The following is a 22,441-nucleotide window of genomic DNA, read 5'->3' as shown; positions in this document are numbered from 1 at the left end:
AGAGGGCCGCCCCAGTTGTTGGGGCGGCCCTCGTTTTTCTGTCGTTGGGTTGCGCGCCGCAGCCTACAGCCCTGCCGCTACCGCGCAAACAGCCGGTACGTCACCCCGAAGCGGATCTTGGTGCTGTCTTCGTCGTTCTGCACGCCCAGGCTGAGGCTGGTGCGGGGGTTGAGGTTGTAGGCGGCGCTGAAACTGGGGCGCACGGAGTCGAGGTTGAGGCCACTCAGGGGCGTGCTCACCTTAAAGGTGACGCGGCCGTCCGGCGTGCTGTAGGTGGCGTCGAGGAGACCCTGGCCGTTGAGGTCCACCTGATATTGCAGGTACAGGTCGCGGGTCAGGTAGGAGCCCAGCGTGATGGTGGCCCCCAGCGAGCCGTCAGCCGTGGCGAGGTTGGGCGTGAGGCGAAACACGTCCAGGCCCAGGGCGCGGGCCACGTTGCGTTCGAGTTCGCCCAGCACAAAGACGTTCAGGGCCGTCTGGAGGGCGCTTGTGCCCAGCGCGGCGAGGTTGGCGGGCAGGGCCTCTAGGTCCGGGACGCCGGTGGCGACCAGAGCGTACAGTTGCGCCTCGGTGTAGACCTGGCCGGTCGTGGGGTCGGTGCAGGCGCTTCCGGCAGCCGTGCAGCGGAGGGCAGTCCGCAGGTCAAGCACGTTCTCCCCATTCGGGAGGAGCCGGAATTCGCCCCTCACGTCCAGCGTGACGGGCACTCGCTGCCCGGTGGTGGCCGAGGGCACGGTGCCGCTGGCTGTAGCGGCGAAGGTGGGCAGCACGCCCTCGCCGGGGAAAGTGACCCGCCCCGTCTGCAGCGTGAACTCGTTCTCGCGCAGGAAGAGGGTACCGCGCTGCGCCAGGATGTCCCCGCGCAGAACGGGCCGCGCGCCGGTGCCCGAGAGCGTGAGGTTGCCGCTGAACTCGGCGCGGGCAAAGGCTTCGTCCACCCGGATGCCGTTGGGCGCCTGAATGGGGACGTCCTCAAACACGATCCGCTCCAGGAAGGGGCGAGCCGGGGCTGCGGCGGCCTCCGCCTGGGCCCGCGGGAAGGTCGTGTACTCGGGCGGGAGGGGACTGGGGTAGTCGTCGGTGGTGCGCCCGTTGGCGGAGGCCGCGGAACCGGTCACACTGCTTTCTCCGGGAGCGGGAATGGTGGCTGGGGCATCGACGCGCCCCAGCACCAGGCGCAGGAAGTTCGCCGCGCCGCTCACCCGGACAAGCTGCCCGTCGTCCACGGCGCGCAGGTCCGCATTCAGCACGCTTTCACGGGCGGAGATGGCCGCGAGCGGCAGGTTATACCCCCGCGCCGTCAGGGTGAGGTTGGGCCGGGGAGCGACGGTGCCCGTCACCCGCAGGCTCCCCGCCGGAAGACCGGGAGCCGCAGCGCTGAGGCTTTGGGCATCGAGCGTCCAGCGGCCCTCCGCCCCCTGTGCCAGGGTGACCGTCGTGCTTGGCAGCGCGCCCAGCGCCTGCGGGGCGAGCAGACCCGTGAAGGTGACCCGCGTGCTCGACAGCTTTCCAAGCGTGAGTTGCCCCTTGACGTCTACGGTGCCGTCACTGCCGACCGTGCCGCCCGTCAGGACGCGCCCGCTGGCCGTAAAGGCCCCGGAGTCGGGGAGGTCACCGCTGAAGGTGGGAATCTGGAGGCTGAGACCCGCCACGCTGCCCACGAGGTTTTGTGCGCGCAGCAGGCCGCGCGGGCGGTCGTAGGTGCCGGCAGCCGCCAGGGTCACGCTGCCCTTGAGGCTGGGCGTGAGTTCCGCCACGCCCGGAATCAGTCGCAGGACGGGGGTGAAGGTGGTGTCGGTGAACCGGGCCTGGAGGTCCACCCGTTCCCGCGTGTACCCGCCGCGCACATCCCAGGTCCCCGCACCCGCCAGCTGGATATTCACGTTGCGCAGTTCGCGCGCCGCGTAGTCCAGGGTGCCGGTGCCGGTGAGCGTCTCGGTGACGGCCCCCTCGCCCGTTCCGCTGGTGGCCGTGACGCGGATGCGCTCGGCGACCACGGTGGCGTTCCCCGCAAGGGGATCGGCCAGCGGCAGCGTGAAGCGCGCTGCGCCCGTGACCACGCCCTCACCGACTGCGGTTCCCGTGAAGGCCGCGACCACGGCCCCCAGGGGCAGCGCCTGCAACGTCGCTCGCCCGCTGAGGGTCCCGCCCGTGAGGGAGGCGAAGAAGTCCGTCTCGCCCAGGAAACCACGCAGCCGCCAGTCGCCGCCGACCAGCGTGCCTTCCACGCGGGCGCCGAGCGTCTTGAAGCCGATTCGTAGGGCAGGACTATTCAGGACGACCGTGCCGCCGCCGTCACTGATGTTCGCCTCGCCGTTCACGCGGCCCGCGAGGCCCGGCGCGACCTTTAGCTTGGCGACTTCCACGTTGTCCAGCAGGGCCCGTAGGTGGTAGCCCTCCTCGGTGGGGCGCACGTTGCCCAGCGCGGCCAGGGCGGGCAGCAGATCGGCCAGCCCACCCTCGCCGCTGACGCGCGCCTCGCCCATGTCGTTTCCGGCGGTGAGGTTGACCCCGAAGGTCTGCCCCCGCAGCGCCAGCGTGCCCGCGAGGCGCACGTCCTGGCCCAGCGCGCTGAGGGGATAGCGGGCTGCCGTGATCCCGCCCGTCAGCCCTGCCGGCCCCGAGATCACATTCGCGCTGAGGGTGCCGCCCTCCCGGGTGAGGGTGCCCGTCAAGTTTCCGGTCCAGCCGCCCTCGCCCCGCGCCGCATTCAGCCGCAGGACACCGGAGGGGAGCGCGGCGCTCGCCTGCACCCTTGGCCGTCCGCCCGCCAGGGTGACGTCCGCCGCGAGGTCCCCCGCGAGCGTGACGCCCAGGTAGGGCACGTCATAGGCCGTCGTGAGGTTCGTCGCGCGCGCGGTCACGCGCCCGTCGCCCGCCGCGGTGTTGGCGCTCCCGCTCACGGTCAGCCGCCCGCTCACGCCCTCTAGGCCGAGGCGCGCCAGGTCGAGGCCAGGCAGGTCCGGCCGCAGGATACCCCCGTTCCAGGTCACCCGGCCAGAGGTGAGGCCGTCCGTGACGTCCAGGTCAGCGGCCCGCAGGCTGGCTGTGCCCGCTGCGCGCCACTCGCCCCGCCGAACGCTCAGGGTGAGGTTGGGGTTGGTGAGCGGCCCGTTTGGCGTGACGCTCAGACTGAGTTCCGGGCGGCTGAGGGCCGCCGTGCCCTGCCACGTCCACTCGCCCCGCTCGTCCGGCCGCAGTTCCAGCACGCCGCTGGCGGAGGCGACGGGACCGTCGACCAGCCGCAGCTGCGCGCCGTCCGCGTTCGCCACCAGCCGGGCACCCGCCCCCAGCACTCCAGCCTCGCCCGTCACCAGGGGGTGTGCGAAGGGACCGGAGAAGCGGAGCCGCGCCGCGTCTGTCAGCACGCCTGCAGGTCCGCCGGCCACACGCGCCGTTCCGTGCCAGCCGGTGAAGGGATCGGCCTTCACGTCCAGCGTTGCCCGTAGGCCCTGTCCGGCCAGCGCGCCCTCCAGGCGCAGGGCTCGGGCCTGGGCGGTCGCGCGAACCTGGCCCGCGAGCACGCCGCGCGCCGCGAGCGTCAGGTCAGCGGTGCCGTTCAGGCTTGCCCGGCCCGTCACGCGCAGTTCGCTTCCCGCCGCGTTCGCGCTCAGCCCGTTCAGGGTGAGTGTCTGCCCTTCGAGCGTGGCGACGGTTTGGCCCGCCTGCGTCAGGGTACCGCGCAGCTCGTTCAGCGTGCCGCTCAAGGTTCCGGCCGTGTCCGTCAGCCGAACCCCGGCCACCTCCGCCCCACGTGTGCTCAGCGTTCCGCTGAGGCGTGGGGCGGCCAGCGTGCCGGAGAACGTGACGTCGGCTTGCGCGCTGCCCCGGCCACCCACGAGCGCGAGCGGCATGAGACGCAGTTGGCCCGACAGCGCGGGAATGAAGCCCGCGGCGGGCGTGAGGGTCAAGCGGCCCACGCCCAGCGCGCCCGCGCTCACCCCGTAGCTCCCCTGGCCGTCGCCCCGGAGCGTCACCGGGTCGGGAAAGCCCGGCAGGGTTGCGGTGGCGCTGCCGGTCAGGCGGGGCCACGCACCGCTGAGGTCCAGCCGCAGCGTACTGCCTCCTTGCCGGGCGGTGCCGTACACCCGCGCCTGAACCGTGCCCGCCGCGAGGTTGAGGTTGGTGGCGTCCGCGTACAGGAGACCCGCTCGGTCCTCGCCGCGCAGGCTGAGGCGGGCGTGTGCACGGGCATTTCGCAGCGGACCGGACAGGGTGAGCTGCGCCTCGAAGTCCTCGGTCGCCGCCGAAATCGCCCCGGTGACCCGCGGGTCCTCCAGCGGTCCGCTCAGGGTGAGGCTCCCGTTGACTCGTCCAGCGCCAAGCCCCCGCGCGTCCACGTCCTGCGCGGTCACGCGCACGCCCGCCGGGAGGGTTCCCTGTGCCCTCAGGACGCCGCCGCGCAGGCTGCCGGCAAGGGCCGTCTCCAGCACGTCCGGCTGCCCTGGTCGCCGCAGGTACGTGGCCTGCCCGTACAGGCTGAAGGGTCCTGCCGCCCCCTGCTCGCCCCGCAGGGCAAGCCGGCGCGCCTCGATTCGTTCCGGGCCGTGTGCCAGCGTGCCCGCTGCGCTCAGCGTGCCCGCGAAGGTCAGGGCGTCCACGTTCCAGCTGGGGGGCAGCAGCCGCGCGAGGCGCACGGGTTCGGCGCGCACCTGGGCCTCGTAACGGCCGCCCCGCAGCACGGCGCCGCCGGTCAGCCGCTCGCCCGTCAGGCGTACCGTGACGTCCCCCGCGCGGTACGTTGCGCCGAGCTCGCCGGTCAGGTCGCCGCCCACGTCGTTCAATCTGCCGGCAAAGGTCGCCTCCGGGCGGCTCCAGCTGGTGCCCGCCAGCGCCGCGCGACCCGTGGCGCGCAGTTCTTCCGGGCGGCCCCACAGCGCCCCCAGGTCCAGTGCGGTGAGGTCGAGGGTGCCGCCCGGCCTGAGCGGAAGGTCGGCGGGGAAGGCTCCGGCGAGGCGCGCCGAGCCGACGCGACCCGCCAGGGCGAGGGAGCCTGCCCCCGTCAGCGCCGCGTCCAGCACCCCGCCCGGCACAGTCCCGCTCGCGCGCAGGTTGCCCAGCCAGCCGCTGCGGGCATTCCAACCGGTCACGCCGTCCAGCCGCACGCGCGTCTCGCCGGAGAGGAAGGGCGCGTGAACGGTCAGGCGGCTGTCCTGCACCCCGCCGGGCGCCCCCGAGCCGAGCTGCCCGCGGGCGTACCCGGCGAGCGCCTCACCGCTGAGGTTAAGCCGCCAGTCGCGGCCCAGCAGCCGCGCCCTGAGCGCCGTGCCGCCCGCCTGAAGGCCGGTTGCCGCATTCGTCAGCGTGCCCTGTGCCCGCACGTCCGGCTTGGCGAGCGTGCCGAGCACCTGCGCGGTGTAGCTGCCGGGCAGAAGGTCCGTCAGCGTCGCCTTTGCACTCAGGCTCAAGGCGGGAAAGACCGGCCCGCTGGCCCGCAGCGTGCCCAGGGCGCCGGGCAGGGTGGCGCTGGCCCCCTGCACCCGCAGCACGCCGTTCGTGTACGTCGCGGGGACGCGGAAGGCGACCCCCGCCACCTCCCCACTCGCGTTCAGGCGCAGGTCGCCCAGCGTGCCGCTCACCGTCCCGCTGAGGTTGCCCGCCGTGCCCGCCAGGGGGTGGAGGTCGGGTGCGTCGAGGCGGCCCGTCACCCGCCAGCCCTGCGCCGCTCGGCCGAGGTTCAGGTTCAGGCTCGCCCCAGCCACCGCACCCTGTAGCGTCGCCGCCCCGTTCGGCCCGGTCAGCGCGCGGCCTACGGCGGTCAGGTCAAGGGAACGGCCCCCGTACGTCCCGGCCGCACGCAGCGTGAGGGTGCCCGCCGCATTCCCGCTGAGGGTCCCCCGCACGTCCCCGACGTTCAGCACGGCATTCGCTCGGGGATAGAGGGGACCGCGCACCTGCACGCCCAGCCCGGCGAGGTCGCTCGTGAGGTCCGCCGCGAGCTGGCCCCGCGCCAGCGTCACGCGGCCCACGGCCCGTTGCCCCGACGCCGCAAGATGAACGCGCGCTTGGCCGTCCGCCCGCTCGAAGTCGAGGCCGGGCACGGTGAGGTCCGCCGTCACGCTTCCTGTCGCCTCCAGCCAGAGCCCCAGGGCGCGGGCGTCCAGCACTGCGCCCTGCACGGTCAGGTCACGCCCGTCGTACCGCACGGGTATGCGGCTGCCGGGGTGGGTGAGTTCGGCGGCGGCGGTCACACGGCCTGGCCACTTCACCCACCCCTCCAGGTTCAGCGGCTCGCCCAGGTACCGCGCCCCACGCAGCGTCAGCGTGGCTCCAGCCGCGTCCACCTGCGCCCTGAGCTGCCCCGGCACCAGCGCTCCGCGCACGTCTGCGGGAAGCGCGGTCAGGAGGGGGGCGAGGTCCGCCGTCAGGGTGCCTTCCAGGTCGGGCCGCAGCGCCACGCGCCCCGTGACGGGACCGGTGGGCAGGGCGGTCAGACGCTCTCCCTCCCCCACGAGGCCCAGCGTGCCCGGCTGGCCGCCCAGCGTGTACCGCAGACCCGCGCGGCCCGTCCAGCGTCCCCCCGCGTAGGTCAGGTCACCGACCCGGACCCGCCCCCCGGTCAGCGAGGCGCTGAGCGGCAGCGTCTGCGGGGGCAGGGCCACGCCCGCGCCGCTCGGCAGCCCGCCGAGGCGCAGCGTTCCGTTCAGGTGCTTCGCGTCACCTGCCGCGCTCACCGTGAGGTACGGCCCGCTGAGGGCGACCCGCAGGTTCTCCAGCGTGCTGAGCCCCTTGAGCCCCCCACTCGCGCTCAGGGTCTGCCCTGCCACTTCGCCCGTGACGTTCACCTCCCCGTCCCGTGCGGTGAGGCGCAGCGGCCCGGCCCGCAGGTTCCCGCCCAACTCTCCCCGCGTCAGCGTGAGGGTGCCTGTCACCGGCTCGCTCGCCGCCGTCACGTTGATCCGCGCTTGTCCGCTCGCCTGCCCGAGGTCCAGCCCCGGCACCGTCAGACGGGCGCGAACAGTTCCGCTTGCCTCCACCAGGGGACGCAGCACCCGCGCGTCCAGCCGCGCGCCGCTCACCGTCAAGTCGCGTCCGTCGTACCGAACGGGAAGGCGGCTGCCGGGATGCGTCAGCGTGCCTGCCGCCGTGAAGCCGCGCGTCCAGCTCACGCGGGCGTTGAGGGTCAGCGGGTCACCGAGGTAACGGGTGCCCCGGCTGGTGAGCATGGCCCCGCCCGGGCTCAGGGTTGCCACCAGCTCGCCCGGTACGACCTCAGCCCGCACGGCCCCGGGCAGCAGCGGCAGGAGAGGGGAGAGGTTTGCGGTCAGGGTGCCGCCCAGGGCGGGGAGGAGCGTGACGCCCCCCGCCACGGGACCGGTGGGCAGGGCGACCAGCCGCGGCCCCTCGCCGAGTAGCCGCAGGGTGCCGTCCTGTTCGGCGAGCGCGTAGCGGAGGCTGAGGCCCCCGTCCCAGGTGCCCGCCGAGTACGTCAGATCACCGATCCTCGCCCGCGCCCCCGTCAGCGAGGCGGTGAGGGGGAAGGTCTGCGCGGGCAGGGTGAGGCGCGCCGTGCCTGCCCCGAAGGTCTGCGCCCGCACCCTTACGCTGCCGCGCAGGTTCGCCACCCCCCCTGTCGCCTGCGCCGTGACGTAGGGGCCGGTGATCCGCACGCGCAGGTGTTCGAGCGTGGCGGGCAGGACCAGCCGCCCAGTCGCCGTCACGCTGTGCCCAGCGATCTCGCCGGAGGTGTTCACCTGCCCGTCCCGCGCGGTGAGGCGCAGCGGTCCGGCGGTCAGGTTCCCCGAAAGCCGGCCTTCCCGCGCCGTGAGGTCCCCTTGCAGCGCCTGCCCCGCGAGCGTCAGGCCGCGCGAGCGCACGTCGAAGTTGGAAAAGCCGCGCAGGGTCACGCGGGCGCTGCCTCCCGCGCCGTCGAACACGTCCACGGTGCCCTGCGGAGCGAGGCCGGTGCCACGCACCCGCCCGTCCACGTACAGGCCCGCGACGGGACCGCGCACGCGCAGGTCGTAGCGCCCCGCGGGAAGAGCTGCCCTGCCGGTGGCGCGCAGGCCCTCGTCGTCGGTCAGCACCACGTTCAGGTTCTGCCAGGGGCCCCGCAGGCTCACGGTGTACTGGTCGAGCACGCCGCTCGCGTTCACGCTGCCCCGGAAGTGCTGAGGGTCGGGGCCGGGAGCCCAAGTGGCCTGACCCCGTACGCGCCCCGTTTGCCCGAACGCGGTGAGGACCTGCTCTCCGGACACGGCAAGCAGACCGGTACGCGCGTCGTACCGCACGTTCAACCCGCCCCAGATGCCGCTGGCGCTGAGGGCAGGCGTGAGGGTGCCTGCCAGATTCACCGCCTGCCCCGGAAGCGTCACGCCCGCAAAGGAGAGTTCGCCGGTGCGGCCCGTGAGCCGTGCTCGGAGGTTTCCGTATTCGCCGCTGAGGGCCGCGTTCAGCGTCTGTCCCTGCCAGGTGGCCGAGCCGCGCGCCGCAACCGAGGGGTATACCTGCCCGGCGAGGCGCGCGGCCGCCCCGTCAAAGGCTCCCGTGAGGTCGGCGCGGATGGTCCCACCCACTCGCGTGAGCGTGCCGCGCACCTCTGCCCCCGCTGCCGCCGCGTTAACCTGCGCCGTCCCACCCCGTCCAGCGAGGGCGAAGTCGAGCGTGCCCGTGAGGTCGTCCACCCCCAGCAGGGGCCGCAGCGCCGCGAGGTTCACCCGGCCGGTCACGTCCCAGCGTTCGCCGTCGAGCACGCCCCGCGCCGTCTCACCGGCCGTGCTGAGCGTGAAGCGCACGCCGTCCCCCACGCTCAGCACGCCCCCGATCTCCGCGCCCTGCACGCGCGCGGTGGTGGGAAAGCCCCGTGTGAGGCGGGTCTCCGCCAGGACGGTCACGCCGCCCGCCCCCGCCGTTCCGCGCAGCCGCGCGACGTCACCCAGCCCGGTCGCCGTGAGGTCAAAACCGTTTCCGGTCGCGGTGAGGGTGCCCACCGCGCTCAGGTCGTTCCTCACGGTGGCCGTGCCGTTCACCCGCACGCCGCCGGTCACCGCCAGGTTCCGCGCCTCCAGCGTGAAGGTGTCGCCGCGCCAGGTCAGGCGCTGCTCTCCCGGCGTAAAGGTGCCGTACTGCTCGCGGTAGTTCAGGACGAGTGGCCCGCGCAGCGTTTCCGAGAGACCCGGCACATCCGCCGCTACGGTGCCGCGCACGTCTCCACCCGTTAGGTCCAGCGTGCCCTGTCCGCTGAGCGTGAGGCCCGCGCCGCTGAGGTTCCGCGCCGTCCAGGTGCCCCGGAAGTGCCGATCGAGATCGAGCCCCACGGGGCCGAGGTCGGCCTTGAGCCCGTCCCGGTTCAGCCGTACGGTGCCTGCCAGCGCGAAGGGGCCGGCTTCTCCCTCGGTCACGGCGGCCCGCAGGTCGCCCGGTGTGCCGCTCAGGGTCACCCGCGCCCGCGCCGCCCCGTAGGTGGGATTCAGGGTGGCCTGGAGTTCGCGTGTCTCCAGCGCGTAGCTGCCCTGCAGGGATCCGCCCAGACCCGCGCCGCTGAGGGTGAGCACGTTGCGCGCGTCTAGCTCTCCCCGCAGGTCCAGCGGCTTCCCGGCGAGGTCGCCCGTCCACTCGACCCACCCCTCACGGCCAAAGGCCCAGCGGCCCCGCAGCACCTGCTGCCCAGCGAGGGCCGTTTGCGCGCTCAGGGCGAGATCGTTCGTCTGACCCGCGCCGCTGCCCGTCGCGTCGCGGCTCAGGTAGGTGTACTCCGCCTTGAGGTCGCGGAAGGGCACGCCCGCGATTCGCCCGGTGGCCTTCCCGTTCGCTTTGACGCGGACGGTGCTCCAGCCGCCCGCCGTGACGCGCAGTCGCAGGTCACCCGTGCCCGTCGTGCCCAGCGCCTGCGCCAGCCCCGCCACGGTCGGTGTGGCCTCGGCCGTGACGGTCCAGTGTTTTGCCTGTAGGTCTACGCCGCCCCGCGCGGTGACGGGGCCCTTCCACCCGCGCCCCACGAGGTTCAGCGTGATGTCGTCTCCGCGGTGCAGGGCTGTTCCCGAGATGTCCTGGACGGTCACGAAGCGGGCCTGCGGCACCCGGAGGCTGCCCCCCGTCAGCCGCAGGTCGCCGCGCACCGGGCCGTCTCCCAGCACGTAGCGGCCCGTGATGCGCCCGCCCGTCACCCCCGGCCAGTAGTGGTTCAGAACCCGCGCGTCGGCGCTGAGGTCCAGCACGAAACGGTTTCCTGCGGCGCCCTCCTGCACGGCCACGTCGGCCTGGAGTTCGCCTTCCGGGGTATGCCCCCGCACGGCCAGCGTGCCCTTCTCGCCCCGGGTCACCCGGAAGCGGCCGTTCGGCAGGTTGACCCCCGAGCCGTCCACCTTCACGCGTGTCTCCCGCACGTCCAGGCCGGACAGCACGACCTTCCAGCCGCCCGCGCCTCCCGCTTCCCCACCGCCGCCCAGCAGGTCCCGCAGGCCCAGCGTCACGTCCGCACCCGAGAGGGCCACGTTGAGCCGTACCGTTCGGTGCCGCAGGTCCACGCCCGCGACGCTCACCCTCGCCCGCTTGGCGGTGCCCGAGACGCCCGGCAGTTCTACCTGGACCTCCCGCAGGCCCGGAGCCCACAGCGGCCCGTGCACCTCCTCGGCGCGGAGGCGGGTTCCCTCGCCGCTCACCCGCTCCAGCACCCAGCGGCCCAGCAGGGCAGGGGCAAACCACGCCGCGAGGCCCAGCAGCGCCGCCAGGACGAGGATGACCCACGGCCAGCGCCGGGCTGGGGGGCGATGTGGAAACCGGTTGGGGCGGGGCGTACCGGTCACTCGCGGTCCGCTCCGCAGAAGAAAAGGGCGGTCGGCACGGGTTGGGCGGGCATCCCCCCCACTCTACCGCCCCGTGGGTGAGCGCCCAGCCGAATTCCTCACCTGACCGTCAGAAAGGCGCCCTGGACCCGCTAGCATGGCCGTATGCGTCTCACCGCTCTTGTTTCCGGCACCGTGCAGGGAGTCGGGTACCGCCGTTACGTTCAGCGTCACGCCCGCGATCTCGGCCTGACCGGGAGCGCCGAGAACCTCCTGGACGGCCGGGTGGAGGTGGTGGCCGAAGGCCCCCCGGAAGCCCTCGACCGCCTGCTGCACTGGTTGCGCCGCGGTCCCCCCCATGCCCAGGTCAAGGACGTGCAGACCCAGTACAGCGAGGCGACCGGCTTGCAGGACTTCCACGTGTACTGAGCCCCGCCGCATTCCGCTCAGGTCTGCCTCGAGAGCGGCTCAGTCTTCTCCTCAGGCTTGGTCGGCCGGTCTTGGGGCGTGCGGACCTGGTAGTAGCGTTTGAGTGTCTGGCTGAGGCCGCTGAGGCCGGGGAAGAGGGTTCTTTCCGTGATGTTGGACTGGTCGAGCTTGTCGCGGACCTCCCACTTCAGCTCGGCGGGCAGAATCACCTTGCGGTACGTTTGGGGGCGTTCGACCAGCCAGTCGTCCAGCGCGGCATCGGGGCTCGAGATCAGCGAAAAGAGTGCCGCCTGCTGCACGATCCGCTCGTCCAGCGAGGGCGGCTCCAGAAAGAGCAGGAAGGGCTGCTCGGCTTCGCCTTCCAGGTCTTCCAGCCAGCTGAGGTCAAAGGTGGGCAGGTGTTCGGTGTCCCGCGGTTGACGCTGCCGCGAGTAGGCAGCGAGCATGTCCACCGTGAAGACGCCTGCGCCCTCCTGTTCCAGGATCGCGCCCAGGGGCGGGGGCAGCGCCCGGTTGGTCTCCACGAAGTTCACCATCCAGATCACGCCGTCTTGGTCGTAGTCCTTTTCTTGCGCGGTCGCGAAGTGTAGGGCCACCAGCGGTGAGGACGTCCAGTCCAGCAGCCGGGTGGGCAGGCCGTGATGCTGCCCCACCGCGAGCCAATACCACGACAGGTCACGGTCCACTCCGCTCTTGTGGGCGTATTTGCGAAAGTTGCGCAGCAGGTGCCGCTCGACCTCGCGGATGTCGCCCCCCAGCCGTTGCAGCGTGGTCGTCAATTTGGCGTCTGCCCGTCCCTGCCCGCGAAACACGAACGGCGACCGGAAGCGGTGTAGGCCCGCGTTCCAGGACTCTCCGTACAGCACCTCGTGCAGTTCGGGCCACGACGATACCCGGATTTCCTTCATGGCCCCAGGGTAAGCGAGGCGACAAAGGACGGCAGAAACGGTGAAAAAAGCCTGATGGTTGAGCTGCTGGGTCCCCGTGCCCGTGCCGCGTGAGTAGGCCCGTAAAGGCTCTCACAAGGCCGCCGCCGCTGGGAGCCGGGTAAGGTAACCGCATGAGCATCAAGGACCAGTTCACCCCGGAAGAGTGGGTTCAGGTGATGACCGGCCCCGGCCGGGTCGGGGCGGCGGTGGTCGCGGCGAGCCCCAGCGGCGTGACCGGCCTGGTGGCAGAAGCCCGTGCCCTCGCCGAGGCCATTCGGGAACAGGTGAGTGCCCAAGGCCGCACGCCCCTGCTGGAGGCGATGGCCGCCGACCTGCTGGGGACGCCCCCCGACCCGAGCACCCTCGCGCAGGAGGAACGCCCCCGCACCATGGAAGAGGCCCGCGCCCGCAGCATCGAGGGTGTGCGTCAGGCCGTGTGGTTGGTGGGCAGCAAAACCAGCCCCGAAGACGCGGCCGCCTACCGCCGCCTGCTGTGGACCGTCGCCGAGCGCACCGCCCAGGCCGCCAAGGAAGGCGGCTTCCTGGGCATCGGCGGCGAGCAGATCAGCGATCAGGAACGCGCCGTGCTGGACGAGTTGCGCCGCGTGATTGGCCTGGAGACGGGCGCGGGCAGCGTGACCGTCACCCACGAGACGCCACCCGCGACCTCCTAGGACGGTAGGGAACACGTCCCCTCAAAAGGCACAGGGCCGCCCCCGCGAGCGGCCCTGTGTGCTCCCGGAGGTTCAGCCCTTGACGGCTCCCGCTGTGAGGCCGGAAACGATATTGCGCTGAAACACCAGCACGAGCACGATCAGCGGAACGGTCACGATCACGCTGGCCGCCATGATCTGCCCAAAGGGATTCTCGTACTGGGTCGCGCCGCTGAAGTTGGCGATGGAGACCGGCACGGTCCTCGCCGTGTTGTCGGACGTGAAGGTGAGCGCGAACAGGTACTCGTTCCAGGCATTGATAAAGGCCAGCAGGCCGGTCGTGACCAGGGCGGGCGTCATCACCGGCAGCAGCACGCGAAAGAGGGTCTGGAGCGGCGACGCGCCGTCTACGTAGGCGGCTTCCTCCAACTCGGTGGGAATCTCACGCACAAAGGCGGTCAGCGTCCAGACTGTAAAGGGCAGGGTAAAGATCATGTACGACAGAATCAGGCCGCCCCAGGTGTTGTACAGGTCGAAGGTGCGGATCATGGTGTACAGGCCCGACAGCACCGCGATCTGCGGAAACACGCTCACGGCGAGAATGATGTACATCAGGATGGTCTTGCCCTGAAAGCGGAACTTGCCCAGCGCGTAGGCGGCGAGTGCCGAGAGCAGCAGGCTGAGGATCACCGTGCCGGTTGCGACAACGACGCTGTTCAGCAGGTTGCGCCCGAAGGGCTGACCCGCAAAGACGTCGCGGAAGTTCTGCCAGGTGGGCACGGTGGGAAACCACTGGAGGGCCTCGCTGGAGAGCCGCGCCGGTCCGGTGAGGCTGGTCTTGATGGCCCAGTAGAAGGGGAACAGCACGTAAAAGAGGACGATCAGCGCGACCACCCAAAAGGCGATCAGCGTGAGGATGCGAACCGTTGGATTCTTGGAGTTCATGGCGCGCCTCCTCAGTCGAACTTCACGCGCAGGCTGGTGACGTAGATGGCCGTGAACACCATGATGATCAGGAAAATGAGAACGCTGATCGCGCTGCCGAACCCGAACTGCGAATTCAGAATGAGTTCCTGCCGAGCATAGATGCTCATGGTGATCGTTTCGGGGGCATTCCCCTTCACGATGTAGGGCATGTCAAAGACGCGCAAGGCGTCCAGCGTACGAAAGATCAGCGCGACCAGCAGCGCAGGCGTGAGCAGCGGCAGCGTCAGCCGCCAGAACTGCGTCCAGGGCGAGGCGCCGTCCACATCGGCAGCCTCATACATATCGCTGGGGATGGTCTGAAGTCCCGCGAGCAGCAGCAGCGCCATGAAGGGCGTGGTCTTCCACACGTCCACCGCGATCAGGGCAGCAAGCGCCGTGTCGGGGTTACTCAGAAAGGATTGCCCGGTTTCCAGCAGGCCCAGGCTTTGGCCCCACTGCGAGATGATGCCGAAAGAATCGTTGTACATCCAGTTCCACATCTGGGCGCTCACCACAGTGGGAATCGCCCAGGGCACCAGGATCGCCGTTCGCAGGAGACCGCGACCCTTGATCTTGGAGTTGATGATCAGGGCAAAGGCCAGCCCCAGGACCGTCTCGAGCAGAACGCTGCCGACCGTAAACTTCACGGTGTTCCACACCGCTTGCCACCACTCGGGAATCTGAAGGACGCCCAAACCGACGCCCTCTTCGGTGGTGTACCAGTAGTTGCCCAGCCCGATCCACCTTGGCGCAGGGTCTTGCAAGATGTTGTACTCGGTAAAGGAGAGATAGATGGTGCGCAGCAGCGGGTAGCCGGCGACCGCAGCCAGCACGAGCAGCATGGGCACCAGCAGCAGCAGGGCGACGCGCACGCGGCTGGCGTGCAGGCCACGGCTACGCCGAACGGCCGGGCGAGACGAGGTGGGGGTGGTGGTCATGCGCAAGCCTCCGGAAAGGAAAAAGAAGTGCCCCGCGGGTGGGGGCACTTGCGGCACAGGGAACAGCGCCGGTGACGGTCTGCCCCGTGTTTACCAGCCGCGGCCCTTGATGCGCGCGAGCTGGCCTTCAAGCGTCTTGAGGGCTGGGCCCGGGGCGCTCTTCTTGGTGAGCACGTTGTAGACGGCGGTGCTAAAGGCGTCACTGACCTGGTTGTACTTGCTGCCGGTCACCGTGGCGGGACGCGCGACCGCGTTGGTAAACACCTCGTACAGGCTCCCGAAGAAGGGCACGGCCTTGAGCACCTGCGGGTCCTTGTAGAGAGCAGCGATCGTGGGGTTGTAGCTCGCCTCGATGGCGCGGCGCTTCTGCTCCTGCACGCTGGTCAGGTACTGCACGAGCGAGGCCGCCTCCTTGGGATACTTGCTGTAGGCATTGACGGCAAGCTGCCAGCCGCCCAGGGTTGCCGCCGGCTTGCCGCCGGGGCCAGCGGGCAGCGCCGCGACGCCGACCTTGCCGCGAATGGGGCTGTTGGCCTCCTGCGCGAGGGCGTAGGCGTAGGGCCAGTTGCGCATAAAGGCCGCGTTCCCCGCCTGCCAGACGTTGCGCGCCTCCTCCTCGCCGTAGGTGGTCACCGCGCTGGGGGCAACCGTGCCCACCAGACCCTGAATCGTGCGCAGGGCCGCTACGGCCTTCTCGTTGTTCACGGTGATCTTGCCGGCAGAGTCCACAATCGTGCCGCCGCCAAAGGAGTTGATCCACTCCAGCGCGTCGCAGGTCAGGCCCTCGTAGTTCTTGCCCTGGAAGACAAAGCCCACGAACTTGGGGTTATTCTTGCGCTCGCCGGCCTGAATCTTTTGCGCCATGGTGGCGAGTTCGTTCCAGGTCTTGGGCGGGCCCGCGTAGCCGTACTTCTTCAGCAGGTCGGTGCGGTAGTACAGCACGCCCGCGTCCGTGAAAAAGGGCATCCCCACCAGCTTGCCGTTCACCGTGTTGTTCTGCACGATGGCCGGGAAGTGGCGGTTAATCTCGGCCTGCGGGATGTACTTTTTGAGGTCGAGGAGGTGCTGGCTGATCAGGCCCGGCCACACCACGTCGATCATGTACACGTCGACGTCCGGCGATTTGGCCCCCAGCTGCTGCTGGTACAGCGCCAGACGCTGGTCGGTCTCCTTGGGCACCTGCACCAGCTTCACGGTGTTCCCGGTCTGCTTGGCCCAGGCGTTCGCCCCCTTCTGGCACTCGTCGTACCCCTGCCCCACACTGTCACAGGCGAAGGTGAGCGTGACGGCGTTCGCCTGGGCACCGAGCGCGAAGGCGGCCGTGAGGCTGGCGATGGCAATGGCGTGTTTCATGCATCCCCCTTGGGGCCATGGCAGGCCCAGTGATGGTTGTACGGAAGCGATTCCAACAAACGAGCAGACGGTAGGTGCAGGCTACACTGCGGGCTTGGCCCTGTCAATCGGAGGAGGTCCGCTGAGCAGCGCCCAGCGCGTAGCTGGCGTCACGGGTGCCGCTTCCCTGCTTGACCAGATGCCCCTCGAGCACCAGGCGCCGCAGCACCCGCCACGCCTGCTGGGGGCTGAGGCCACAGGCTTCGCGCAGCTCGCGGTTGCGCACTCGGCCCTGCTCCCGGGCCAGGGCCAGGGCTGCGGCACGCACCTCGGCCAGGGTGGGCGCGCCGGGGTCGAGTGCGCTGCGGCGCGCCCGAGGCGAAGCGGCGGGCTGCGATCGGGGTCGTTCTCGGCCCAGCGCGCGCCGAACCTCCTCGCTGAGGGTATAGGCGATGCCGCGGCCCACCCCCGAACGAACGATCAGGCCGTGCTCTTCCAGACTGCGCAGCAGCCGGGGGGTGCGGTCCTCGGGAAGCTGTAGGGCGCGGGCCAGGGCCGCGCGGGTCGCCTCGCCCTCCCGGGCCAGCAGCGAGAGCACAATGAGCATATCCAGCGAGAGGGTCTGCATCTCTTCCTGCTTGCGGGCCACGAAGCGCACGAACTCGGCGTCGAAGCCCGGCGAATGCAGGGTCAGGGTGACCGCGTCCGGGTAGGTGGTGTACTCGGGGGGCTCTTTGCCATGTCGCAGCAGAAGCCCGTACATCTTGTCCACCCCCACGCCGGCCCGTTCCACCAAGCCCAGTCGAGCAAGCCCCTCGGCGAGCAGCGGGTTGCGGCGCTTGGGTTGGTGCCGCAGGATGTTGCCCGGCGTGATGCCGCCGGGGAGCCCGCCCGGGTTCATGATCTCCAGCCGGTCGGGGTAGTGATGGACATGCACGGCGTCGCGCAGGGTGTAGTCACGGTGCATCAGCGCGTTGAGCAAAGCTTCGCGGTACACGGCCTCGTCCTGGTCCCAGACCTCGATGCGAAAGAGGCCCACCTGCACCGGCGTGAAGCGGTTGCGGGCCTGAATCAGCTCGGCCAGGCGGCTCAGGAGCGCGGGAATGGGGCGCAACAGGTCTTCCCGGAACTGGAACTCCACGTCGGGGGTCTGGTGGTGGTAGAAGCAGACTTCTGCCTGCGGGACATGCGCCTTGAGGGCCGCCGGGGTGCCCGCGAGCAGGATCGCGGCCAGCGTGGGCCGCAGCGCCCCGCCGCTGGGCACCAAAAGGCCCAGTTCACGCAGAAAGTCCAGATCCGGGAGGTGCGACAAGCCGCCCTTGTGGCCCAGCCCCCGCAACCGCGCCACCTCGTGCGGATCGAGGTCGGCCAACGAGGCGTCGGGCGGCACCACCGCCGTGTAGTCCTGCTGGGGGGCAGGCTCGCTTTCGGCGGGCGTCACCGGCACGAGGTGGGTGCCGTTCCAAGCGAGCACCGCCCCGTCCGGCGCGGCCAGCACGTAGGGTGCTTGCGGCACGAACACGGCGAGCACCTTGCCGCCGCCCGGCTGCCGGTGGTGCTGCACGTTCACGGTGAGCCGTCCGCCCGACAGCTCGAAAATCGCGTGCGTGACCATCAGGGGATGCAGCTCCCCCGCATCGCGCTCACCTGGGGCTTGGGTGGGTGGTGCGCCCACCAGCACGGTTCCGCCCCGTGCGTTGGCCAGCCCCACCGCGTACCGCGCGAGCTCCTGCGGCGTGACGTCGAGCGGCAGATGCACGCACGACGGCCCCGGCGGCGGCAGCACCCCCAGCGGTGAGATCGCGTCGACCGAATCAGACGTCACGGGGAGGAAGTATACGGGGGGCACAGGCGGCTGTCACCCGGTCGGGGGCGTGCCTTGCGCCTGTTGGGTGGCCCAGAAGCGCTCCACTCCACAGACCTTTCCCTGGTCGTCGAGCCACACGAGCGCGGTTCGCGCGCCGATTCCCCACAGCACGGCGGCCTGACCCCAGGCGGCACCCCAGGCCACGGCCTGATGCAGGCGGGCCGTGGGGATCAGCAGGGCCTCCTCACGCCACATGCCCTCACCGTTGTGGGCAGGAAGCGGTGAGAAGCCCTCGGCCTGAATGCGGGCCAGCAGCTCGGCAGCGGCGCGGGTGTTGGCCTGGTCGCTCGCTGGCTGGCCCCCCGGGTTCCAGGCGGTGACGACGGCCCAGGTTCCGCGGGCCCAGGAGGGAGCTTTTCCCCGCTGTGTCGCCAGCCGAAAGCGTTCGTGGGCGGTGCCGTAGGTGGCGGCATGAAAAGCGGCACGAAGCTCCTTCACTGGGCGCGCAGGACGGTCGCCTCGATATTCAGCACCCGAAGGTTGCCAAAACGCAGCGCCAGCTTCACGTGCTGACCGGTGCGAAAGTCGCCACTCACCGCGATTCGGTAGGGCGTTTCCGTGCCCAGCCGCAGGGTGCCGGAAAGGGGAATAGCCTGGACGGCGGTGCAGCGCGGCGTGCACTTCAGGAGGCGGGCACGTCCCCCGGCGCTCCATACGCCGGTCAGCTCGTCCCCTGCGCCCGCCGTGATGTGGCCCTCCAGGACCGCGCCCCCAAAGGAGGGCCGCAGATTCACCGCCGCCACGGGTGGGCGGGCCGCCGCCGCCCCCAGCAGGAGGAGGAGCGCCGCCCAACGAACGCACCTCATGCGGTTTCCTCCTGGTCACGCTCCTCGGGGTTTTCTTCTGCCACGTCCACCTCCGTCTTCATCAGTTCCCGCAGAACACTGGTCGCAAAGCTGCCCTTGGGAAGCGTGAGGGCCACGGTGTAGCCGTCCTCTTCGGGACGAACCTCCGCGTCCTCCAAAAAGACGCGCGTCAGGCGGCGGTCACCCCGGCGTGAGGCGAAGAGTTCAGGCGTCAGCCCAAAGGTGGACAGTGCCTCCCGTTCGAGTTCGCCCGCGTCCCGCGTCAGCGGCTTCACCTTTTTCCCGAAGAGGGTTCCGGTCGCGCTCACCTCGCCCCGCTGCGCGCGGGGGGACTCGGCCGCCGCGTCCTCCACCAGAAAAACGCCCCCAGTGTCGTGCTTTTTGGCCATATCGCCCACCAGTAGGCGGTCAAAGAGGCCGCGCGCGAGGCGCAGGCTCAGAAAGCGGTTAAACACCAGGCTCTGCACGCTCGTCGTGAGAAGGCGCCGCACGCGGGGATCGCGCAGCCGGGATTCGCCGCGCAGCACTTTCAACCCTTCCTCCGCATTCAGGCCGCGCAGCCCAAAGCGTTGCGGCCCGAAGTAGTTCGGCACGCCCCGTGCCCTCAGCAGGGCGAGCGTGGCCGCCGCCTGGTCTGCGGTTCCCGCCGCGTTCCGCACCCGGATCACGAAGCGGTTGCCGCGCAGGTGCCCCAGCCCCAGCTTGTTGCTGTGCCGCCGCGTCTCCAGGATCCGCACGCCCGTCAACGCGAAACGGCTGAGCCGCGCCTCGTAGCGGGCGGGCAGGCTGAGCCACTGCGTCGTGACCGCGTGGCGGTCCTTGAGTCCGGCGACGCCGACGTCCCGGTCCCGCACGCCCAGTTGTGCGCTCAGCTCCCGGACCACCTGCGCGGTGGTGTGTCCCCGCTTCTCCACAAGCAGATACAGGTGCTCACCCTCGCCGGAGGGCAGGTAGGCGGGCACCTCCTCGACCCGGAAATCCTCCGGCGCCGCTCGCAGCTGTCCGCTCGTTCCCGGGGTATCTGTCAGCAGTTCCAGCGCCGACCACTCGAAAACCAAACTCACGATGCCTTCCACCATACGCCAGGCGAAGGAACCGCGAAACCCTTGACCCCCTGCGCTGCCCCCTCAATTCAGAATCCGGCGGTCCGCATACACCTGGGGTGTCCAGTCGGCGCGAAAGAGGCGGGGTTCACCGCTACGGGAGCCCGTGACATACCAGACGCGGATGCCGCCCACGTGCTGGGGAAGGGGCAAGAAAGCACTCTGGCCGCTGCTCAGCGTGTTCAGGGGGCTGCCGCCCTCATCGCGAACGCGCAGCCAGGCGTTCATGCCCGAGGGTGACCACCCGGCCAGGCGCAGAGGCACCTTGGAGACGTTGACCAGCCGGGCGCCCCGTTCGGTCACGGTCACGCTGAGATCCGGCCATTCCGGCTGCTGCACTGGGCCAAAGCGAATCTCCAGCCCAAGCGGGTGGGCGGGACGACGGGTCCGGTAGAGCGCTGCGGAGAGCCCCCCACCCAGCCCGGCGAGCAGCGCCATCAGGGCGAGGGTGACAGACGGCGCCGGACCGCCCTGCACGGCGAGGAGGACGAGCAGCAGGAGGCCACTCAGCATCCCGACGAGCGGCCACGCCAGGGAGGGCCGCTCCCGCGCGGGCCGAAAGGCAGCGGGCCAGAACTCGGCCAGCAGCAGCAGGGCCGCGCCCACGCCGAACAGCGCGGGCACCTCCAGCGGCGGCGTCAGCCAGAGGAGGCCTAGGCCCGGCACCGCCCACCACGCGACCTGCGGCGCCCAGCCCTGCCGGGCCTCGTGCGCCACCCGCCACAGCCAGTAGGCAGCGATCAGGGCCAGGCTCAGGGCGTAGGGAAGGGTCACCTCGCTGCTGGGGGTCAGGGTCCACGGCGCAGCCACGGCTTAACCTTCCCCCCCGGGTTGCTCCGGCTGGCCGTGGCGCGCCACCTCAAAGGCGAGGTGCCCGAGTTCGTCGCGCAGCAGCCCTTCCCAAGCGGTTCGCACGGCGTTCAAGCTGCCCGGCAGCGCGAACAGCAGGGTCTGGCCCGCGAGCCCTCCCACCGCTCGGGACAGCATCGCGGCGCCGCCCACCTCGCGGTAACTCAGCATGCGAAAGAGTTCCCCAAAACCCGGCAGAGGCTTGGTGATCAAGGACTCCACCACCGGAATGGTCACGTCCCGCCCGGTGATGCCCGTGCCGCCGCTTGTGATGACGATGGTCGCGTCTCGCAACAAGCCCGTCAGCGCTGCGCGGATGGCGAGCGCGTCGTCCCGGACCACCGCGTAGCCCACCACCTCGTGTCCCCCCGCGCGCAGCTCGGCCAGGAGGAACTGGCCACTGGTATCCGTCTGCGCCGTGCGGGTGTCGCTGACCGTCAGGACCGCGGCCCGCACGGACCGGGGAGCGGCGGCATGGTGCGGGGTGGTTGGGGCAGGCGAGCGGTCCGTCATGCCCGGCACAATACTCCCAGCGGCGGGCGGGGGGCGTGGACAGGCTCACGGTCCACGCGCGGCGGTCCGGTGTCTGCGTGAGCCTTCATGTGCCCCGCTTATACTTGCCCCCGTGATGCCCATCGGCCCCTACGTGGCCGCCCGTGAGCTGACGGGCCAGCGGCCCCCCGGTGCGGTGCGGACGCTGCGCGCCACCGACCGCCTGACCGGTATGCCGGTGCTGCTGCACGTGTTGCCGCACGCCGTTCCCCTGCCCGAGTTGCCCCACCACCCGGCCCTGCTGTCTCCCAGCGAGGGCGGCATCGCGGGGGACACGGCCTACGTCGTGACCGAGTTGCCCCCGCACGCGCACCCTGTGACTGATCCCCTGCGTGCCGCGCGCGGCGCCCTGGCTGGCCTCGCCGCCCTGCACGCGGCGGGGCTGACCCACGGCGGCATAGACCTGCCGCAGCTTTGGGAGGTGAATGGACGCGTGAGCCTCGCGGGGGCGGGCCTTCCCTGGGAGGGCGAACGCTCGCCCGCCGCCGATCTGCGCGACTTGATGAGCACCCTGGAGGCGCTGGGTGGCGTTCCCCCCGCCCTGCGGGCAGCGCCCAGCGATGCCAGCGCCCGTGACCTTCTTGCCCGCCTGGACGCGCCCGAGACCCCAGAAAAGCCGCTTGAGACCAGCGGCGCGAGCCCCCCGCGAGAGCAGGCGAGGGAGGGCAGCGAGCCCGCGCCGGAGCCCCCCCCCGCCGCCGAGACGGTCTCCTTCGCGGTTCCGGGGGGAGAAGACACCCCTCCCCAGACCAAGGCGGGGCGGGTGCCCCCCCGGCGCGTTTCCGGCGATCCCGTTCGCATCGCCTGGAACCCGGACGGTACCCGGCGGGTGGTCAAACCTGACCGTGAGGCCCGCTCCGCCCCCCGCCGCGCCCCCGGCGGGCTGCTGCCCGTGCTCGCCCTCGTCCTGCTGCTGCTGCTGGCCGCTGCCCTGTGGGTCTGGCGAACGGTCGCCACGCCACAGAGGAGCACGGCGGGAGCCGCTGTGGCGGCCCAGTCCTGCTGCGACGTGCGCTTCACGGTGCAGGGAGACGCCACCGTTCCCGTACGCCTCAGCCTTATCACAGCCCCGGAGGGCGTGCAGGTGAACCCGGACGCGGTCCTTGGCCGCGCTCCCGGCACCGTGCGCCTTCCCAAACCCGGGACCTATACCCTGCGGGTCGCGGCCGAGGGCTACACGCCGGGAACGGTGACGGTCACTGTACCGACGGCGGTACCGGTCCAGATTGCCCTGACGCCTTGAGCGCCCCGGGGAAGGCCCCCTGCGCGGCGCAGCCCCCGACATGAGACAAT

Annotated in this window: 14 protein-coding genes; 3 read left to right on the top strand and 11 right to left on the bottom strand. The window is 71.1% G+C overall.

Annotated elements, in window-relative coordinates; genetic code table 11:
• Positions 1–77 precede the first annotated feature (77 nt).
• Positions 78–10,745, bottom strand: a complete 10,668-nt coding sequence (locus EI73_RS05520) for a translocation/assembly module TamB domain-containing protein (protein WP_231557292.1) — start codon at positions 10,743–10,745, stop codon at positions 78–80.
• A 144-nt stretch (positions 10,746–10,889) separates the two neighbouring features.
• Here EI73_RS05520 and EI73_RS05515 point away from each other — a divergent pair, with 144 nt between their 5' ends.
• The gene (locus EI73_RS05515; protein WP_034384926.1) at positions 10,890–11,153 is read left to right on the top strand and encodes an acylphosphatase; all 264 of its coding nucleotides are present in this window, start codon (positions 10,890–10,892) and stop codon (positions 11,151–11,153) included.
• A gap of 17 nt (positions 11,154–11,170) precedes the next feature.
• Here EI73_RS05515 and EI73_RS05510 read toward each other — a convergent pair whose 3' ends face one another.
• Positions 11,171–12,061: an FRG domain-containing protein gene (locus tag EI73_RS05510; RefSeq protein ID WP_034384923.1), complete on the bottom strand. Its 891-nt coding sequence runs from the start codon at positions 12,059–12,061 to the stop codon at positions 11,171–11,173.
• Between the two features lie 152 nt (positions 12,062–12,213).
• Here EI73_RS05510 and EI73_RS05505 point away from each other — a divergent pair, with 152 nt between their 5' ends.
• Positions 12,214–12,756, top strand: a complete 543-nt coding sequence (locus EI73_RS05505) for a hypothetical protein (RefSeq protein WP_034384921.1) — start codon at positions 12,214–12,216, stop codon at positions 12,754–12,756.
• A 72-nt stretch (positions 12,757–12,828) separates the two neighbouring features.
• Here the strand turns inward: EI73_RS05505 and EI73_RS05500 are convergent, their stop codons facing one another.
• From EI73_RS05500 to EI73_RS05460, 9 genes are all read right to left on the bottom strand, one after another.
• On the bottom strand, positions 12,829–13,680 hold the full coding sequence (locus EI73_RS05500) for a carbohydrate ABC transporter permease (protein ID WP_034384919.1): 852 nt from the start codon (positions 13,678–13,680) through the stop codon (positions 12,829–12,831).
• 11 nt (positions 13,681–13,691) lie between these two features.
• Entirely contained in the window at positions 13,692–14,639 is a 948-nt protein-coding gene (locus EI73_RS05495) for a carbohydrate ABC transporter permease (RefSeq protein WP_034384917.1), read from the bottom strand.
• A gap of 90 nt (positions 14,640–14,729) precedes the next feature.
• A complete protein-coding gene (locus EI73_RS05490; RefSeq protein ID WP_034384915.1) occupies positions 14,730–15,992 on the bottom strand; it encodes an ABC transporter substrate-binding protein in 1,263 nt (420 codons plus the stop codon).
• 103 nt (positions 15,993–16,095) lie between these two features.
• Positions 16,096–17,796 (bottom strand): helix-turn-helix domain-containing protein, encoded by a 1,701-nt coding sequence (locus EI73_RS05485; RefSeq protein WP_034387791.1) that lies wholly within the window; start codon positions 17,794–17,796, stop codon positions 16,096–16,098.
• Between the two features lie 33 nt (positions 17,797–17,829).
• Positions 17,830–18,276, bottom strand: a complete 447-nt coding sequence (locus tag EI73_RS05480) for a DUF3293 domain-containing protein (RefSeq protein WP_034384912.1) — start codon at positions 18,274–18,276, stop codon at positions 17,830–17,832.
• Entirely contained in the window at positions 18,273–18,644 is a 372-nt protein-coding gene (locus tag EI73_RS05475) for a hypothetical protein (RefSeq protein WP_034384911.1), read from the bottom strand. The genes EI73_RS05480 and EI73_RS05475 overlap by 4 nt, the downstream gene beginning before the upstream one ends.
• The gene (gene truD, locus EI73_RS05470) at positions 18,641–19,723 is read right to left on the bottom strand and encodes a tRNA pseudouridine(13) synthase TruD (protein ID WP_034384909.1); all 1,083 of its coding nucleotides are present in this window, start codon (positions 19,721–19,723) and stop codon (positions 18,641–18,643) included. Before truD ends, EI73_RS05475 begins: the two co-directional genes overlap by 4 nt.
• Before the next feature lie 48 nt (positions 19,724–19,771).
• The gene (locus tag EI73_RS05465; RefSeq protein ID WP_051935421.1) at positions 19,772–20,557 is read right to left on the bottom strand and encodes a hypothetical protein; all 786 of its coding nucleotides are present in this window, start codon (positions 20,555–20,557) and stop codon (positions 19,772–19,774) included.
• A 3-nt stretch (positions 20,558–20,560) separates the two neighbouring features.
• Entirely contained in the window at positions 20,561–21,109 is a 549-nt protein-coding gene (locus EI73_RS05460; protein ID WP_034384907.1) for a molybdenum cofactor biosynthesis protein B, read from the bottom strand.
• Between the two features lie 115 nt (positions 21,110–21,224).
• On the opposite strand from EI73_RS05460, the gene EI73_RS05455 reads away from it, so the two are divergent.
• The gene (locus EI73_RS05455; RefSeq protein WP_034384905.1) at positions 21,225–22,391 is read left to right on the top strand and encodes a PEGA domain-containing protein; all 1,167 of its coding nucleotides are present in this window, start codon (positions 21,225–21,227) and stop codon (positions 22,389–22,391) included.
• The last annotated feature ends 50 nt before the right edge of the window (positions 22,392–22,441 follow it).

The organism is Deinococcus sp. YIM 77859 (assembly GCF_000745175.1).
Lineage (GTDB): Bacteria > Deinococcota > Deinococci > Deinococcales > Deinococcaceae > Deinococcus.
Note: the sequence above shows the minus strand (reverse complement) of the source record. Positions and strands in the feature narration are given on the sequence as shown.

Bases quoted from the DNA above. Each gene is read 5' to 3' on its own strand.
- EI73_RS05515 (WP_034384926.1), top strand. From the start codon at position 10,890: ATGCGTCTCACCGCTCTTGTTTCCGGCACCGTGCAGGGAGTCGGGTAC.
- EI73_RS05510 (WP_034384923.1), bottom strand. From the start codon at position 12,061: ATGAAGGAAATCCGGGTATCGTCGTGGCCCGAACTGCACGAGGTGCTG.
- EI73_RS05505 (WP_034384921.1), top strand. From the start codon at position 12,214: ATGAGCATCAAGGACCAGTTCACCCCGGAAGAGTGGGTTCAGGTGATG.
- EI73_RS05500 (WP_034384919.1), bottom strand. From the start codon at position 13,680: ATGAACTCCAAGAATCCAACGGTTCGCATCCTCACGCTGATCGCCTTT.
- EI73_RS05495 (WP_034384917.1), bottom strand. From the start codon at position 14,639: ATGACCACCACCCCCACCTCGTCTCGCCCGGCCGTTCGGCGTAGCCGT.
- EI73_RS05490 (WP_034384915.1), bottom strand. From the start codon at position 15,992: ATGAAACACGCCATTGCCATCGCCAGCCTCACGGCCGCCTTCGCGCTC.
- EI73_RS05475 (WP_034384911.1), bottom strand. From the start codon at position 18,644: ATGAGGTGCGTTCGTTGGGCGGCGCTCCTCCTCCTGCTGGGGGCGGCG.
- truD (WP_034384909.1), bottom strand. From the start codon at position 19,723: ATGGTGGAAGGCATCGTGAGTTTGGTTTTCGAGTGGTCGGCGCTGGAA.
- EI73_RS05460 (WP_034384907.1), bottom strand. From the start codon at position 21,109: ATGACGGACCGCTCGCCTGCCCCAACCACCCCGCACCATGCCGCCGCT.
- EI73_RS05455 (WP_034384905.1), top strand. From the start codon at position 21,225: ATGCCCATCGGCCCCTACGTGGCCGCCCGTGAGCTGACGGGCCAGCGG.